The organism is Streptomyces sp. SA15 (assembly GCF_002291145.1).
GTDB lineage: Bacteria > Actinomycetota > Actinomycetes > Streptomycetales > Streptomycetaceae > Streptomyces.
This window is the reverse complement of sequence record NZ_NTGE01000130.1, coordinates 39,504-52,747: the sequence shown is the minus strand read 5'-3', so window position 1 is coordinate 52,747 and position 13,244 is coordinate 39,504. Positions and strand designations below refer to the sequence as shown.

Annotated in this window: 13 protein-coding genes and 2 pseudogenes; 9 read left to right on the top strand and 6 right to left on the bottom strand. The window is 69.0% G+C overall.

The genetic code is table 11. The annotated features are described in order from the left end of the window. Positions 1 to 34: 34 nt before the first annotated feature. Positions 35 to 517, top strand: a complete 483-nt coding sequence (locus CLM62_RS30755; RefSeq protein ID WP_095753187.1) for a MarR family winged helix-turn-helix transcriptional regulator — start codon at positions 35 to 37, stop codon at positions 515 to 517. Positions 518 to 718: 201 nt separating this feature from the next. Continuing rightward, a complete protein-coding gene (locus CLM62_RS30750) occupies positions 719 to 2,164 on the top strand; it encodes a DUF234 domain-containing protein (RefSeq protein ID WP_095753159.1) in 1,446 nt (481 codons plus the stop codon). 166 nt (positions 2,165 to 2,330) lie between these two features. On the opposite strand, the gene CLM62_RS30745 is transcribed toward CLM62_RS30750, so the two are convergent. Then, positions 2,331 to 2,660, bottom strand: coding sequence for a hypothetical protein (locus CLM62_RS30745; protein ID WP_257004192.1), 330 nt, complete (start codon positions 2,658 to 2,660; stop codon positions 2,331 to 2,333). Between the two features lie 118 nt (positions 2,661 to 2,778). Between CLM62_RS30745 and CLM62_RS30740 the strand changes: the two are divergent. Further along, positions 2,779 to 3,300, top strand: a pseudogene (locus tag CLM62_RS30740) (LysR substrate-binding domain-containing protein); the annotation flags it as partial. A gap of 114 nt (positions 3,301 to 3,414) precedes the next feature. On the opposite strand, the gene CLM62_RS30735 reads toward CLM62_RS30740, so the two are convergent. The 3 genes and pseudogenes from CLM62_RS30735 to CLM62_RS30725 form a co-directional block, all read right to left on the bottom strand. Beyond that, a complete protein-coding gene (locus CLM62_RS30735) occupies positions 3,415 to 4,077 on the bottom strand; it encodes a 3-oxoacid CoA-transferase subunit B (protein ID WP_095753157.1) in 663 nt (220 codons plus the stop codon). Then, positions 4,074 to 4,768: pseudogene (locus tag CLM62_RS30730) on the bottom strand (3-oxoacid CoA-transferase subunit A). The gene CLM62_RS30735 and the pseudogene CLM62_RS30730 overlap by 4 nt, the downstream one beginning before the upstream one ends. Further along, positions 4,765 to 5,970: a thiolase family protein gene (locus CLM62_RS30725; RefSeq protein ID WP_095753156.1), complete on the bottom strand. Its 1,206-nt coding sequence runs from the start codon at positions 5,968 to 5,970 to the stop codon at positions 4,765 to 4,767. The pseudogene CLM62_RS30730 and the gene CLM62_RS30725 overlap by 4 nt, the downstream one beginning before the upstream one ends. 71 nt (positions 5,971 to 6,041) lie before the next feature. Between CLM62_RS30725 and CLM62_RS30720 the strand changes: the two genes are divergently transcribed. Then, positions 6,042 to 6,923: a LysR substrate-binding domain-containing protein gene (locus CLM62_RS30720; RefSeq protein WP_095753155.1), complete on the top strand. Its 882-nt coding sequence runs from the start codon at positions 6,042 to 6,044 to the stop codon at positions 6,921 to 6,923. A gap of 34 nt (positions 6,924 to 6,957) precedes the next feature. Beyond that, complete coding sequence (locus tag CLM62_RS52075; RefSeq protein ID WP_306457947.1) at positions 6,958 to 7,353, top strand: hypothetical protein; 396 nt, start codon at positions 6,958 to 6,960, stop codon at positions 7,351 to 7,353. Positions 7,354 to 7,678: 325 nt separating this feature from the next. Here the strand turns inward: CLM62_RS52075 and CLM62_RS30705 are convergent, their stop codons facing one another. Beyond that, positions 7,679 to 8,509 carry an asparaginase domain-containing protein gene (locus CLM62_RS30705; protein ID WP_179382288.1) on the bottom strand — a complete coding sequence of 277 codons (831 nt, stop codon included), beginning with the start codon at positions 8,507 to 8,509 and terminating at the stop codon, positions 7,679 to 7,681. 939 nt (positions 8,510 to 9,448) lie between these two features. Next, entirely contained in the window at positions 9,449 to 9,940 is a 492-nt protein-coding gene (locus CLM62_RS30700; RefSeq protein ID WP_095753153.1) for a hypothetical protein, read from the bottom strand. A 366-nt stretch (positions 9,941 to 10,306) separates the two neighbouring features. On the opposite strand from CLM62_RS30700, the gene CLM62_RS30695 reads away from it, so the two are divergent. Genes CLM62_RS30695 through CLM62_RS30680 form a run of 4 tightly spaced genes read left to right on the top strand, consistent with a single transcriptional unit; the run spans position 10,307 to position 13,243 of the window. Next, positions 10,307 to 10,807 carry a hypothetical protein gene (locus CLM62_RS30695; protein ID WP_095753152.1) on the top strand — a complete coding sequence of 167 codons (501 nt, stop codon included), beginning with the start codon at positions 10,307 to 10,309 and terminating at the stop codon, positions 10,805 to 10,807. A 21-nt stretch (positions 10,808 to 10,828) separates the two neighbouring features. After that, a complete protein-coding gene (locus CLM62_RS30690; RefSeq protein ID WP_143659180.1) occupies positions 10,829 to 11,368 on the top strand; it encodes a hypothetical protein in 540 nt (179 codons plus the stop codon). Between the two features lie 34 nt (positions 11,369 to 11,402). Next, positions 11,403 to 12,644, top strand: coding sequence for an MAB_1171c family putative transporter (locus CLM62_RS30685; RefSeq protein ID WP_095753150.1), 1,242 nt, complete (start codon positions 11,403 to 11,405; stop codon positions 12,642 to 12,644). Continuing rightward, complete coding sequence (locus tag CLM62_RS30680; RefSeq protein WP_257004191.1) at positions 12,641 to 13,243, top strand: hypothetical protein; 603 nt, start codon at positions 12,641 to 12,643, stop codon at positions 13,241 to 13,243. Before CLM62_RS30685 ends, CLM62_RS30680 begins: the two co-directional genes overlap by 4 nt. Position 13,244 lies beyond the last annotated feature (1 nt).

Here is a 13,244-nt window from a genome sequence, read left to right as displayed (position 1 = left end):
CGATCCGATCAAATGCCGTGCTTAAGTGGGCTCCATGGGTGACGAAACCGCAACCACGACGTCCACGCCGCCTGAACCACCGCCCGCGCTCACCGCAGCGCCCGGCTACCAGGTCCGCCGCCTCTACCAGGCGTACCTCGCGGTCTGGATCCGTGCCGTCGACCCGACGCTCACCGGGCCGCAGTTCGCTGTGCTCCAGGCCGTGGAGGCGGCACCGGGGCACGACCAGCGGTCCATGGCGTCGGCGGTCGCCCTGGACACGTCCACGATGGCGGACGTCGCCCGGCGGCTGGAGAACCGGGGCCTGATCGTCCGCAGGACGGCCGCCGACGACGGCCGACGCAAGCTGCTCTACCTGACCGAGGAAGGCAAGCAGACCCTCCACGAGGCAAACCTCCGCGCCCGCCGCCTCGACGAACGGCTCCTCGCGCCCTTCGGACCCGAGCGACGCGAAGAAATCATGCACCTGCTCACGTCCCTCGCCGACCACTGGGAGGGCCTGACCGAGGACTCCTGACCACGCCCTCCGCCGCGGCGGGCAGCGGACCCCCGGTCACCGACGACCACACGCACGCCGGACACCCGGAGGATCCCGTGACCGACCACCACATCGGCATGATCGTGCCGAGCTCGAATGCGCCCTCAATCCGATACTCATATTCACCATACTATGGTTCACTTGAGTATGCTTAAGATGAGCAACCTCGAAAGGTGACCCATGCCAGGCTTCGTAGGCCGCAAATCCGAGCTGGCCGCCCTGAACCGCCACCTCGCCTGGGTGCGCGAGGGCCGCGGCGACCAGCGAGGCCGGGCCCTGCTGCTCCGCGGCCGACGCCGGGTCGGGAAGTCGCGGCTCGTAGATCTCTTCTGTGAGCACGCCCGGGTGCCGTACGTCGTGCACCAGGCCACTCGAGGCGAGGACGCCCAACGAGAACGGGCCCGCTTTCTCGCCGAGATCCGGGACTCCTCACTGCCGGACACCACCCTCATCGCCGGCGTCACAACCGTCGCCGAATGGGACACCGCCCTGCGTCAGCTCGCGGCCGTACTCCCGGACGACGCCCCCAGCATCGTCGTACTCGACGAGCTGCCCTGGATGCTCGAAGGCGACCCGGTCCTGGAGGGTACTCTGCAGACCGTGTGGGACCGGGTACTGAGCCGGAAACCCGTGCTGCTCATCCTCATCGGCAGTGACCTGGCGATGATGGAACAGCTCTCCGCCTATGGCCACCCCTTCCACCAGCGAGGGGTCGAGATGGTCCTCGCGCCCCTCTCCCCCTCCGAGGTCATGGCGATGACCGGGCTCCCGGCCGCGGAGGCGTTCGACGCCCATCTGATCACCGGCGGCCTACCGCTCATCTGCCAGGAGTGGCAGGAGGGCGAGAGCCGCACCGACTTCCTCGCTCGCGCCCTCGACGACCCCACCTCGCCCCTCCTCGTCTCCGCCGAGCGGGCACTGGTCGCCGAGTTCCCCACTGCCCTCCAAGCCAGGCACGTGCTCTCCGTGATCGGCAGCGGCGAGCGGACCTTCGGGACGATCGCCGCGAAAGCCGGGACTGCCGACCGGCCGCTCCCGCCCGGCTCGCTGAACCCCGCCCTGCGCACCCTCGCCGACAAACGACTCGTCGCCGTCGACACCCCTCTCTCCACCCGCCCCGGAGACCGCGACCGCCGTTACCGGGTCGCCGACCCCTATCTCCGTTTCTGGCTCGCCTTCCTGGAGCAGGGGATCCCGGAGATCGAGCGAGGGCGCAGCCGGATCGTCCTCGATGCCATCGAACGCGGGTGGACCTCATGGCGCGGGCGGGCGATCGAACCCGTCGTGAGGGAGTCCTTGGCCCGGCTGTTCCCCGACGACACGTGGCCGCAGGTGCAGGAAGTGGGCGGCTGGTGGCCTCGTACGAACAATCCCGAAGTGGACTTGGTGGGGGCAGACCGGTCGCCAGCGCGCGAGATCGGGTTCGTCGGCTCGATCAAGTGGCACGAGCGCGGCTCCTTCGACCGTCGCGCCCTGGCCGCGCTGGCCCGGGACGCCCTAGCCGTACCCGGTGCCGACGAGGACACTCCGCTGGTCGCGGTGGCCCGCTCCGGGGTCACGGTGGACGGGCTGGCAGCGACGTACGGGCCTGAGCAGTTGATGGAGGCATGGGGTTCCGCTGCATGAGCTCCTGGCTCGTGAAGCGGCTCTACCGCCGAGCTGCGAGCGTCATCTGGCCCGGCCTGCGCGGTTCGTGCTTACGCGTCCGTTTCCGCGAGACTGGCGGCCCCTCTCTGGGTCGTCCGCGGGAGGCGGCCGTGCGTCAACAACATCGCGGCCGCTCAGCGGGCGGTCACGCCTCCACATCCCCAGGGTCCGCGAGGCGGGCCGAGAGCTGGGTGTCGACCGCGACGCGTACGGCCTCGACGCGGGCCGCGAGGTCCGGTGTTAATCCGGCTGCGGTGCGGCCCGCCGCGTCTACCGCCCTGATAGCGGCCTCCAGTTCACCGAAGGCGAGCCGGCACTCGGCGAGGCGCAGCCGGATGACCGCGCGTTCCGCCCGCTCGGCCGGGCCGTCCCCGTGGATGAGGTCGTCGCCAATAACCTGGTAGAGCTGGGTCGCGGAGCCGAAATCGCCGGCATCGCGCAGTCCGTCCGCCGCTGCCTGCCATACGCGGCGCACCAGGGGCGACGATCTCCCCACTCGTTGCGGACCCGTTCCGTCAGGCCGCACAGACAGGCGGCTGCTTCGCCCGGTTCGCCGGAGGCGATCTCCGACTCGGCCTGCATGCACAGCTGGTCGACTGGCGAAATTGCTCGATGCCTACGCCGCCGAACCCGATGCGGTCACCGTCGACCTGATCCTGTGCGGGCCGGCCGAGAGTGAACGACTGCTGCGCGACGGCCGCGCCGATGTGGCTCTGCTGCACCGGCCGTTCGAGTCGACGGCCGGTTCGACATCGAAGAGCTCGGAGGGACAGGTCGTGATTCTGCCGGCCGGGCATCCCCTCACCGTCCGGACGCACGTGCGGTCGGCCGAAGTCACCGAGCTGCCTGGCCTGCCGTTGCCACGCTGGCCCGGTCGAGACGGCACGTACCCGGACGGCCCCGGTCCGCGGGTTCGGCACCATGCGCAGTTACTCCAGCTGATCGCGCTCGGCCGCGCTTGCTGCATCGCACACGTGTCGGCCCGAGACCAACTCCTCGACGGCCTCGCTGCCGTGCCGGTGCTGGACGCACCGACGGTCACGACCGTGATCGCATGGCCGCCCCACAGTCGGTCCCGAGCCGTCGCGGGGCTCGTCCAGGCCGCGACACGCTAGCCTGCGCGTTTCATTCGGGGTCGTGTTTGGAGGGCGAGGGCGGGGTCGGTCAGCCATGCGGTCGACTTTCCGCCGGAAGCCGGGATGGTCCAGACGGTGCAGCCAGGACGCGGTCTACGACAGCGTGATGCCGAGTCGCTCCGCCAGCTCAGGGGCGCTGACGCCGTACGTCTCCCGGATCCGTACCCCGTCGGGGCCGACGTCGAAGACACCGCAGTCCGTGTAGACGCGGCTGACGCAGCCGACGCCGGTGAGCGGGTAGGTGCACTGGGGCACCAGCTTCGGCTCACCGGAGCGGGTGAAGAGCGTCATCATCACGTAGACGTCCTTGGCACCGATGGCCAGGTCCATGGCTCCGCCGACGGCGGGGATGGCGTTGGGCTCACCGGTGTGCCAGTTGGCGAGGTCGCCGTCGAAGGCGACCTGGTAGGCACCGAGGACGCAGACATCGAGGTGGCCGCCGCGCATCATGGCGAAGGAGTCGGCGTGGTGGAAGTACGCCGCTCCAGGCAGCTCGGTCACCGGGACCTTGCCGGCGTTGGTCAGGTCGGGGTCGACCGCGTCGCCCTCGGCCTTCGGACCCATGTTGAGCATGCCGTTCTCGGTGTGCAGTACGACCCCTGAGTCGGCCGGCAGGTGGTCGGCGATCTTGGTGGGCTGCCCGATACCGAGGTTGACGAAGGCGCCGGCCGGGATGTCGCATGCGATGACGGCGGCCAGTTCGTCCATCGAGAGCCGGTGTTCGGCGCGCATCTGATCGCTTGGCGTGGTGGTCATCGGGCCCCCTGCACGGTGTAGTGGCGGGCCTTCACCTGGACGACCCGGTCGACGTAGATGGAGGGGTGACGACGGCCTCGGGGTCGAGGGTTCCGGGCTCGACGACCTGGTCGACCTGGACGATGGTCGTCGTCGCGGCCGTGGCCATCACCGGCCCGAAGTTGCGGGCCGTCTTGCGGTAGACGAGGTTGCCCAGCGCGTCCGCGACGTGGGCGCCGATCAGCGCGTAGTCGCCCCTGATGGGGTACTCCAGCAGGTACTTCCGACCGTCGATCTCACGCTCCTCCTTGCCCTCGGCGAGCGGCGTGCCGACCGCGGTCGGGCAGTAGAACGCGCCGATACCGGCACCGGCCGCGCGCATCCGCTCGGCGAGGTTGCCCTGCGGCACCACCTCGAGCTCGATCTTCCCCTCGCGGTAGAGGCCGTCGAAGACCCAGGAGTCGGCCTGGCGCGGAAAGGAGCAGAGCACCTTGCGCACCCGGCCCGCGGCCAGCAGCGCGGCCAGCCCGACCTCACCGTTACCGGCGTTGTTGGACACGATCGTGAGGTCCTTCGCGCCCTGCCGGATGAGCGCGTCGATCAGATCGAACGGCATGCCCGCCAGGCCGAAGCCGCCGACGAGAACGGTGGAGCCGTCCTCGATACCGGCGACCGCCGCATCCGCGCTCTCGACGATCTCCGCCCGGCTCATCGGTCCGTCTCCGTGACATCGCAGTTCTCCAGTACGACGGCCAGCCCCTGACCGGCCCCGATGCAGATCGCGGCGACGCCGTAACGCTGCCTCGTCTCGCGCAGCACCTTGGCCAGCGTGGCGAGGACGCGGCCGCCCGAGGCGCCCAGCGGGTGCCCGATCGCGATGGCGCCGCCCTTCTGGTTGACGATGGCGGGGTCGACCTTCCACGCGTCGAGGCAGGCGAGGGACTGCACGGCGAAGGCCTCGTTGAGCTCGACCGCGCCCACCTGGTCCCAGCCGATCCCGGCCCGCGCCAGCGCACGGTTCGCGGCCTGGACGGGGGCGTAGCCGAAGGCCTGTGGCTCCAGCGCCATCACGCCGCGGCCGGCGATACGGGCGACCGGGTCGGCGCCGATCGTGGCCGCGGCCTTCTCGCTGCCCAACAGCACCGCGGAGGCACCGTCGTTGAGCGGGCTGGCATTGCCCGCGGTGATGGTGCCGCCCTGCTCCGCCGTACGGAAGACCGGCTTGAGACCGGCCAGGACCTCCGGCGTGGATCCGGCTCGGATGCCCTCGTCGCGGGCCAGGTCGACGCCTTCGACCGGGACCACCAGGTCGTCGTAGAAGCCCGACTCCCACGCTGCGTGGGCGAGTTGGTGGGAGCGGGCGGCGAAGTCGTCCTGCCGCTCGCGGGAGATCCCGAAGCGCTCCTGGAGCTGCTCGTTGGCCTCGCCGAGGCTGACCGTCCAGTCCTTCGGCATCCGCGGGTTGACCAGCCGCCAGCCGAGCGTGGTTGAGACCGCGGTGACGTCGCCGGCCGGGAACGGCTTCGCCGACTTGGGCAGCACCCACGGCGCACGCGTCATCGACTCCACGCCGCCGGTCAGCACCACGTCGGCGTCGCCGGACTCGATCGTCCGGCTGGCCGTCATCGCCGCGTCGAGGCTGGAGCCGCAGAGCCGGTTGACGGTGGTGCCGGGCACGCTCACCGGAAGCCCGGCGAGCAGCGCCGCCATGCGGCCGACGTTGCGGTTCTCCTCGCCGGCGCCGTTGGCGTTGCCCCACACCACGTCGTCGATCGCGGCGGGGTCGAGGCCCGGCACCCGGGCGAGCGTCGAGGTGATCGCGGCGGCGGCGAGGTCGTCGGGGCGGACTCCGGCCAGCGCGCCGTTGAAGCGGCCGAACGGCGTCCGTGTCGCGGCGTACAGGAAGGCACTCATGGCAGCGACGCTAATCCCGGGCCGCGATATTCTGAAGTACGCATATACGAGCTGATTGATACGGACGGCATATGGATCTGCGTCGCCTGCGGTACTTCGTGGCGGTGGCCGAGGAGCGCCACTTCGGTCGCGCCGCCGAGCGGCTCCACATGGCCCAGCCGCCGCTCTCCACGCAGATCCGCCAGCTCGAGGCCGAGCTCGGCGTCGAACTGCTCCGCCGCACCACACGCCGCGTCGACCTCACCGAGGCCGGCCGGGCCTACCTCGAGCGGGCGCGCGCGATCCTCGCCGACGTCGACGAGGCCGCCCATCACGCACGGCTCGTCGCCGCCGGTTCGGTGGGCCACCTCGCGATCGGGTGCGTGGGCTCGGCGACGTACAGCCTCCTGCCCGCGCTCTCGCGGCGGCTCTCGGAAGAGCTTCCCGGCGTCGACTTCGCCTTCCGCGGGGAGATGCTCGCGCCCGACCAGGTCGAGGCGCTGCGCTCCGGCGCGATCGACGTCGCGCTGCTGCGCCCTGTGGCGGCCGACCTCTCCCTCACCGTGCACATCCTGCGCCGGGACCGGCTCGTCGTCGCCGCACCGGTGGCCCACCCCCTCGCCCGCCGGAAACGGTTGCGGGCGGCGGACCTGGCCGGTGCCGACCTGATCGTGCATTCCGCCGACCGCCGGTCGGTGATGTATGACGTGGTGCTGGGTCTGCTGCGCGACGCCGGCGTCGAGCCGCACATCCGCCATGAGGTCGGCGAGACCTCGACGCTGGTCACACTCGTGGCCGGCGGCCTCGGCGTCGCCGTCGTACCCGAGCCCGTGACCGCGCTCGCCCTCGACGGCGTCGCCTACCTACCGCTGACCGGGGCCGACGCACGCGTGGAACTGGCCGTCGCCCACCGCGCCGACCGCTCCGAGCCGCACCTGGCACGCACCGTGGGGATCATCCAGGCGATGTTCTGAGACGTCCACCGACGCCAACGGCGTCGCGGCGAGTCTGGTCCGGACGGCTTCGGCCCTGGAGAAGACGAGCGAGTTCTTCTTCGAGCAGACCGTGCAGATCCAGAACATCGAGCGTGTGCAGATGCCGGCCGACGTCTCGGGTGTCGTGGCGTTTCTCGCCTCCGACGACGCCGCGTTCATCACGGGCAGATCATCGTCGCGGACGGCGGAAGCACGCGCCGCTGAGGGGGAAGGCCGCTCGCGGCGTGCGGAACCGGGGCGTGGGGCCGTTCGTCGATCTGCACTGCGCCGGCTTGCCCTGGCCGCGAGCACAGGAGCGCCGCAGGTAGTTGGCCTGTCCAACAAGAGCGCCGGCAAGGTCGACCTTGTGACAGCGGAGGAAGCGACGTCGGTGGGCCATCCCGGCTCGGCCGCCCGCCCCAGCGCGTAGTCCATGAACCCGCCGGGACCGCAGACGTAGACCGTGGTACCCGGGGCGGGGCCCCCAAGTCGCGCTTCAGGTCCAGGAGTTGTTCCGGCCTGGTCGTCGAAGTGAAGGGTGACCCTCGGATGGTTCTCCAGCTCTGCAAGGAAGGCGGCCTCGCTCCGGCTGCGGGCGCAGTAGTGCAGGTGGTAGTCGCCCCCGGTGGCATCGAGGGTCTGGGCCATCGACAGCAGCGGAGTGATGCCGATGCCGCCCGCGAGGAGCGGTTCGGCGAGGATCTGCGTCGGCGTGGTCCAAAAGCCCTTCAGTCCTCGTTCGGCCGGTTCGACGGTCACCGCTCGACCTGAAAGCCTCCGTCAAGAACGTCGAGGGCGTCCACCAGTCTCGCGCGGGCTTGCGCATAGGAGGTGTCGGAGAGGCAGCACATGAGCAGCAGGCGCGCTTTCGCGGCCGACAGTCCCCCGGCGAAGACCGCGCCCGCACTCGCCAGTCCCGCGCCGCCACCGTCTCCGCCGTAGACCGGAATCGTGCCGCCTGCCAGGACACGCGACGCGATGACCACGACCACACCTGCCTCCGTCAGATCACCGACCACGCTCGTCAGGCCAGCGGGCAGGTTTCCGAGGCCGAAACCCTCGAGGACCAGCCCGCGAGCTCCCGTGTGCTCGACGACGGCCCGCACGAGGCCGGGAGCCAACCCGGTGTACGGGGTCATGGCGACCACGTGGACGTCCGGGTCGAGTGGCCACGCCGGTGTCCAGCGCGCGATCTGGCGGTGCACCAGTCGTATGTGTCCACCGGGACCAAAGGTGGCGACCGGACCGAATGTCGGCGACGAGAACGCGTTGACGTGATGAGTGTGGACTTTGCGGATCCACCGAGCCGCATGCAGTTCGTCGGACGTGTTGACCAGAACCCCGAAGCCCCGCAGCATCGGGCTCGCTGCCGCCGCTACGGCGTTGGAGAGATTGCGGGGGCCGTCTGCAGATGCCGAGTCCGCACTGCGCATCGCCGAGGCGAAGACGACGGGTTTGTCGGCGGAGGTCACCAGGTCGACCGCGAAATCGCTGACGCCAAGAAGCACTCCCGGGTCCGCATCCCCCGCTTCGACTACAACCTCTCCGACCGCCTGCGCTTCATTCTCCGCGGCGGCAACCCCCACCGAGCCACCGAATGGGCCGACACCCCCGACCGCCCCCCTGGAAAACCAACTCGCAAAGATCGCGCAGGAAGGGAGGCTCCACGGAGAAGCCTCCGAACGCAAACGACTGGCAGACCTGGAAGCGGCCGGACAGCAGAGACTGCGCTGGGAAGCCGCGATGCAGCAGGCCCACATCGACTACGCCGAGACATGCCGCGTGAAGCGCCTCGAAGCCCAGACATCGCCCGTGACGCCCACAGCGCACATCACCCGAACCCGCAGGTCAGGCACCCTTTGCCGCAGGCTCAAGAATCGCCACGCACTCCACATGACGCGTCATGGAATGCGATGGACGGGCGACCCCACGCGCTGGAACGTCGCGGCGGTGGTCGAAGGCGGAGAAATGGCAGACGAGTCGGGCTGTACGCCGGAGAAGATCACCGCAGCGCTGCCACCTGCGCAAACACGCACGATGGCCTCCGCCGCGGCTACTTTGATGGCTACTTACGTTTCCCCGCCCTGCTCCATGCCTGCATACCAACGCCCTCCGGCGCGAGGGTCTGGGTTCGTCATTGTCCAGGGGGCAACGACGAGGGCGCCGTCATGCCGACGCCTAGCCCGACTTGAGAGTGTCCAACATATGGACACCGTCAGTGATGTGCGTCACGCGCCCGCAGCGGTCGGCATCGCTGATGGGCCTTTCTGGGCGAGGTGCGTACAGAAAAAGCTGCGCAACACCGCAATTCGCCTCGAACGAGCTGTCGCCCGACATCGACTCACGCTGGCCAAAGGCAGACGGATTGATTCCAACCCGATCCCCGATGAGTGTCAGCACCTCTACTCTGGGGGCATGCCCGACAGCGACTGGGCGCCAATATCCGTGCCCGCGACCGGCCTTGGAGCCCGTAGCTTCGCTCCCTCCGAAAGGGCAGGTGGGCAGAAAAGCAGGGCCGCATAGGGCTACTGAGCCTTCGGCCGAACCGGAATGGAAACCCAGGTCTCATACCCCATGCCGGCGTCGCGGTGCTGGCCGATGTCATCGACCAGGCGATGGACGAGGAACAGGCCTGGCTCCTCCTCCGGGGCAGGCAACCTCTGATCCATCTCTCCGATGGTTATCAGGACGTGATCCCCGTCGTACGAGACCCGGCCGCTCAGGTCGACGCTGGCACGGTGCCGGGCGGTGACATCGACAAGTTCGGCCAGCACGGCGAGCGTCGCTTCCTCAATGGCTCCGGCGTTTGGAGCGCCAGCGAGCAGGGCCGGCAGGACCTTCGCGACGAAGGCGCGGGCGCGGCGCATGCTCTGCACGGGGGTGTGCTCGGGACCGAGGCGGAACTCGATCGACTTCTCAAGGTCGGGCAGCCCCTGCGGCGCGGCAGCGCCTCGTCTGGCTGGGGTGGACTGCAGGCTGGAGACCCAAAGCGGAGAGATGGCGTCGGAGATCGTCACAAGCTGTCCGTCTCGTCGAATGGCACGTTGTCGAATGTTAGTTCGATGCGAGTGGATTGGGCGAGGTGCAGGTCACCAGAGGTTGAGTGTCGGCGGGTAAGCGGTTGCCGTATGGGCGTGCTGGGCCATGTTGCACCTCTCACGTCGCCCGCGTGCGGGCATGGGGGGATGTAGCGCAGACGGTGACGCCCTGACGCCGGAACATGTTGCTCCGGGGTCAATCAAAAACGACAAGCCCGCACACGTCAAACGATCTGTGTGCCCAGAAGGGCGCACCCCCCGATTGTTGGGTTCCGGCTATGGTGGTCCCCTCACCCCTCGCCCTAGAGAGATCGATCCAACGTGACGCCACGCCATGCCCCGGCGGTGTCCTTCAAGGACCGCCTGAATCTCCTGTTCAAGGCCAGTGCCGTGGAGAACCCCGACCGACCCGGCACGTTCACCGAATACACCCCCGCCCAGGTGGCCGACGAGATCAACAAGAAGTTCGGCGCCGGCAGCATCACGGACGAGTACATCCGCAAGCTCCGGCGTGGGGACATCAAGAGCCCGAGCATTCTTATGGCGTCGTACCTAGCCTGGTTCTTCAAGATGCCGCTCGACGTCTTCGATGCCGTCACTGACGACCAGCCCGGCGAACCAAGTGAGATCGCTAGCAAGGTGATGGCCGAGCTTCAACGAATCGCCGCGGTGAAGAGTCCTCAGCACCAAGACGCAGAACCCAACGAGACCGTCCAGGTCCTGGCCCGCTCAGCCAGCCGCCTCTCTCCGCAGGGATTGAGACGCGCGGCCGCGTACGTCCAGAACCTCGCCCAAGTCGAACAGATGGAAGGCGAGCTTCAAGACGTTCCGCCCGACAACCGCTGACCTCCTCCCTCCCCCCGCAAGGTGCGCAACCCGGTGATCCATCGCCCCACCAAACACGTCCAACGGGCGCTCGACGGCTTCCAGATACCTGTTCCTCTGACCGTTGAGACCCTGTTCGCCGCCATTGAGGAGCGCTACCCGCGCCCCCTGGAGCTGCTGCGGGGACAGTCACCGCTCCCCGGGTTGTCGGCCAGCGGCCTTTGGATCACTCGTCCCGACCAGGAGTCGGACGCCATGTGGGTTGATCCGGGCCTCGATGAGGAAGCCGCCGTTCACAACCTTGCCCATGAGGGGGGCCATTTCTTCCTCGGCCATCAGCCCGTGCTGCTTCCAGCCGCCCCGCCTGCGGAGCCGTATGAGTTCGTCTCCGCGGACTTCCTCAACGGCTGCCTCCTGGGACGAACCCGCTCGCAAGAGGGACCACACGACCCGGAGTACGTGGAGATCGAGGACCAGGCCGAGGCGTTCGCCTTCCTGCTACGCAAGAAGGCCCACGAGCACGCCCGCGACTCCCGCTACGAGTCGGATCCGCTCCTCGATCGACTCCACCGCAGCCTGTAACCCTTCCCTTTTCTGCCCGGAGCGTCACTTCACCGTGCCCACCGACGACGTCATAGACCTCCTCACCACCGTCCCGCTGTGGGCGGTGGTCGCTTTCCGCCTCTACGCCCGGCGCAAGACCAGCGGCCAGTGGGCCATCATGTGGACCTTCGCGACACTCGCTGTCGCAGCCACCCTGCGCCTCACAGTCATCGAGGACGCTCTGGTCGATGTCACCGGCATCGACGACCTGGCCGTCCTGCCGAAGCACTTGCTGGTGATGCTTTCCTGCATGCTGTTGCTCGGCTGGGTTGAGTCGGTCGTTCCCCCTCGTGACCCGGAACCCGCTTGGCGACGGTTGACGCAGTTGCGCCCCCGCATGATCGTCTTCGCCGTCACCGGGTTCGCCGCCGCCGTGGCATTCCCGTTCGCGGCGCACTCGGTCACTGCCCCAGACGGCTCCACGGACTTCGCCACTCCTCAGTACGGCGACCTCGCTGGCACCCTGCACCTGACCGTGTATCTGCTGCCCATGGGTCTCGCGCTGACCGCGTCTGCCGCGCTCTGTCTTACGGCTGCTCATCGCACGAAGGGGCGCCTGTTCCGGCTGTGCATGCGTCTGATGGGTTACGGAGCCGCGGTGGGGACGCTGTATCCGGCCTATCGATTCAGTTACCTCCTCTGTGGCCTGACCGGCTGGCATTACCCGCTCACGGAGATGCAGTTCCACCGGGGCGCCAGCATCATCCAGTTCGCGACGATCCTGATGGTCATCGCCGGAAGCTCGGTCCGCGCGGCCGACGTCGTCCTCCGGACGATCCGCTACCGCCGCAGCTTGATCGCCCTGCGGCCGCTGTGGGAGGAACTCGCCTCAGTCCTCCCGCCGGACAAGGTTCTGCGGCACTTCCGGAACGGCACTTCACCGGCCGAAGATGCCCGTCAGCTGCGCGACCTGTACGGGCGGCTCGACGAGCGGGTCGTGGAGATCGTTGACGCCTCGGTCACGCTGCGCCCGTGGATCGACAAGACCCTCCCGGCCCGCGCGCTCGTAGCCGCCCGCGCCACCGGATTGCACGGCGCCGAGTGCCGCGCGGCCCGCGAGGCCATCTGCCTGCACGTCGCTCGTACGAAGGCTGCCGAGGGCGCACCCTACGAACGCGCCCCGGCCGTGGCCTTCACCCTGCCCCTGAATGCTGAGTGGCTGACCCGCGTGGCCAGCCACTACCCCTCGCCCGCCATCGTCCAAGCAGCTCGCTCCCTCGCCAGCTCCGAGTCTCTTCAGGAAGTCCCGGCATGACCGCCACCGCCAGCCCCAGCACTGAGAACGCCCTCGCCCGCCGGATCACCGACGGGATGGAGCCGCGCAACGTGATCGTCCTGGTCAGCCTCGGCGTTGGCCTCGCCCAGCACAAACCGCTCGCCGGTCTGGCCTGGGCTCTGGAGGCCATCGTGTTCGCCGCGGTGATCCCGATGGCCTACATCAAGTACGGGATGAGGCGGGGCATGTGGGCTGACCGCCACATAGGCCAGCGCCAACGCCGGATGCTGCTCATACCCGTCATCATGGCGTCGGTCGCCACCGGCATCGGCCTCATGATCTGGTTCGACGCTCCGAAGGCCATGGTCGCCCTCGTCGTCGCGATGCTCGCCACTCTCGCCGTCCTGCTCCCAGTCACCGCTTTCTGGAAGATCTCGGTGCACACCGCCGTCGCCGGCGGCGCCCTGGCGATGCTTGCCCTCGCCTGGGGCCCGCTCGTCTGGATCGCTTACCCGATCGTCGCCGTCATCGCCTGGTCGCGGATCTCCCTGCGTGACCACACTCTCGGCCAGACCCTCGCGGGAGCGGCCGCGGGGACCGTGACGGCCGGTCTGGTCTTCGCCGCCCTCGGCGCGTGAC

What these genes read in the sequence shown, in the direction of transcription:
- CLM62_RS30735 (WP_095753157.1), bottom strand. Translation starts at nt 4,077, where the DNA reads ATGACCACCACGCCAAGCGATCAGATGCGCGCCGAACACCGGCTCTCG.
- CLM62_RS30725 (WP_095753156.1), bottom strand. Translation starts at nt 5,970, where the DNA reads ATGAGTGCCTTCCTGTACGCCGCGACACGGACGCCGTTCGGCCGCTTC.
- CLM62_RS30720 (WP_095753155.1), top strand. Translation starts at nt 6,042, where the DNA reads ATGGATCTGCGTCGCCTGCGGTACTTCGTGGCGGTGGCCGAGGAGCGC.
- CLM62_RS30750 (WP_095753159.1), top strand. Translation starts at nt 719, where the DNA reads ATGCCAGGCTTCGTAGGCCGCAAATCCGAGCTGGCCGCCCTGAACCGC.
- CLM62_RS30755 (WP_095753187.1), top strand. Translation starts at nt 35, where the DNA reads ATGGGTGACGAAACCGCAACCACGACGTCCACGCCGCCTGAACCACCG.
- CLM62_RS30680 (WP_257004191.1), top strand. Translation starts at nt 12,641, where the DNA reads ATGACCGCCACCGCCAGCCCCAGCACTGAGAACGCCCTCGCCCGCCGG.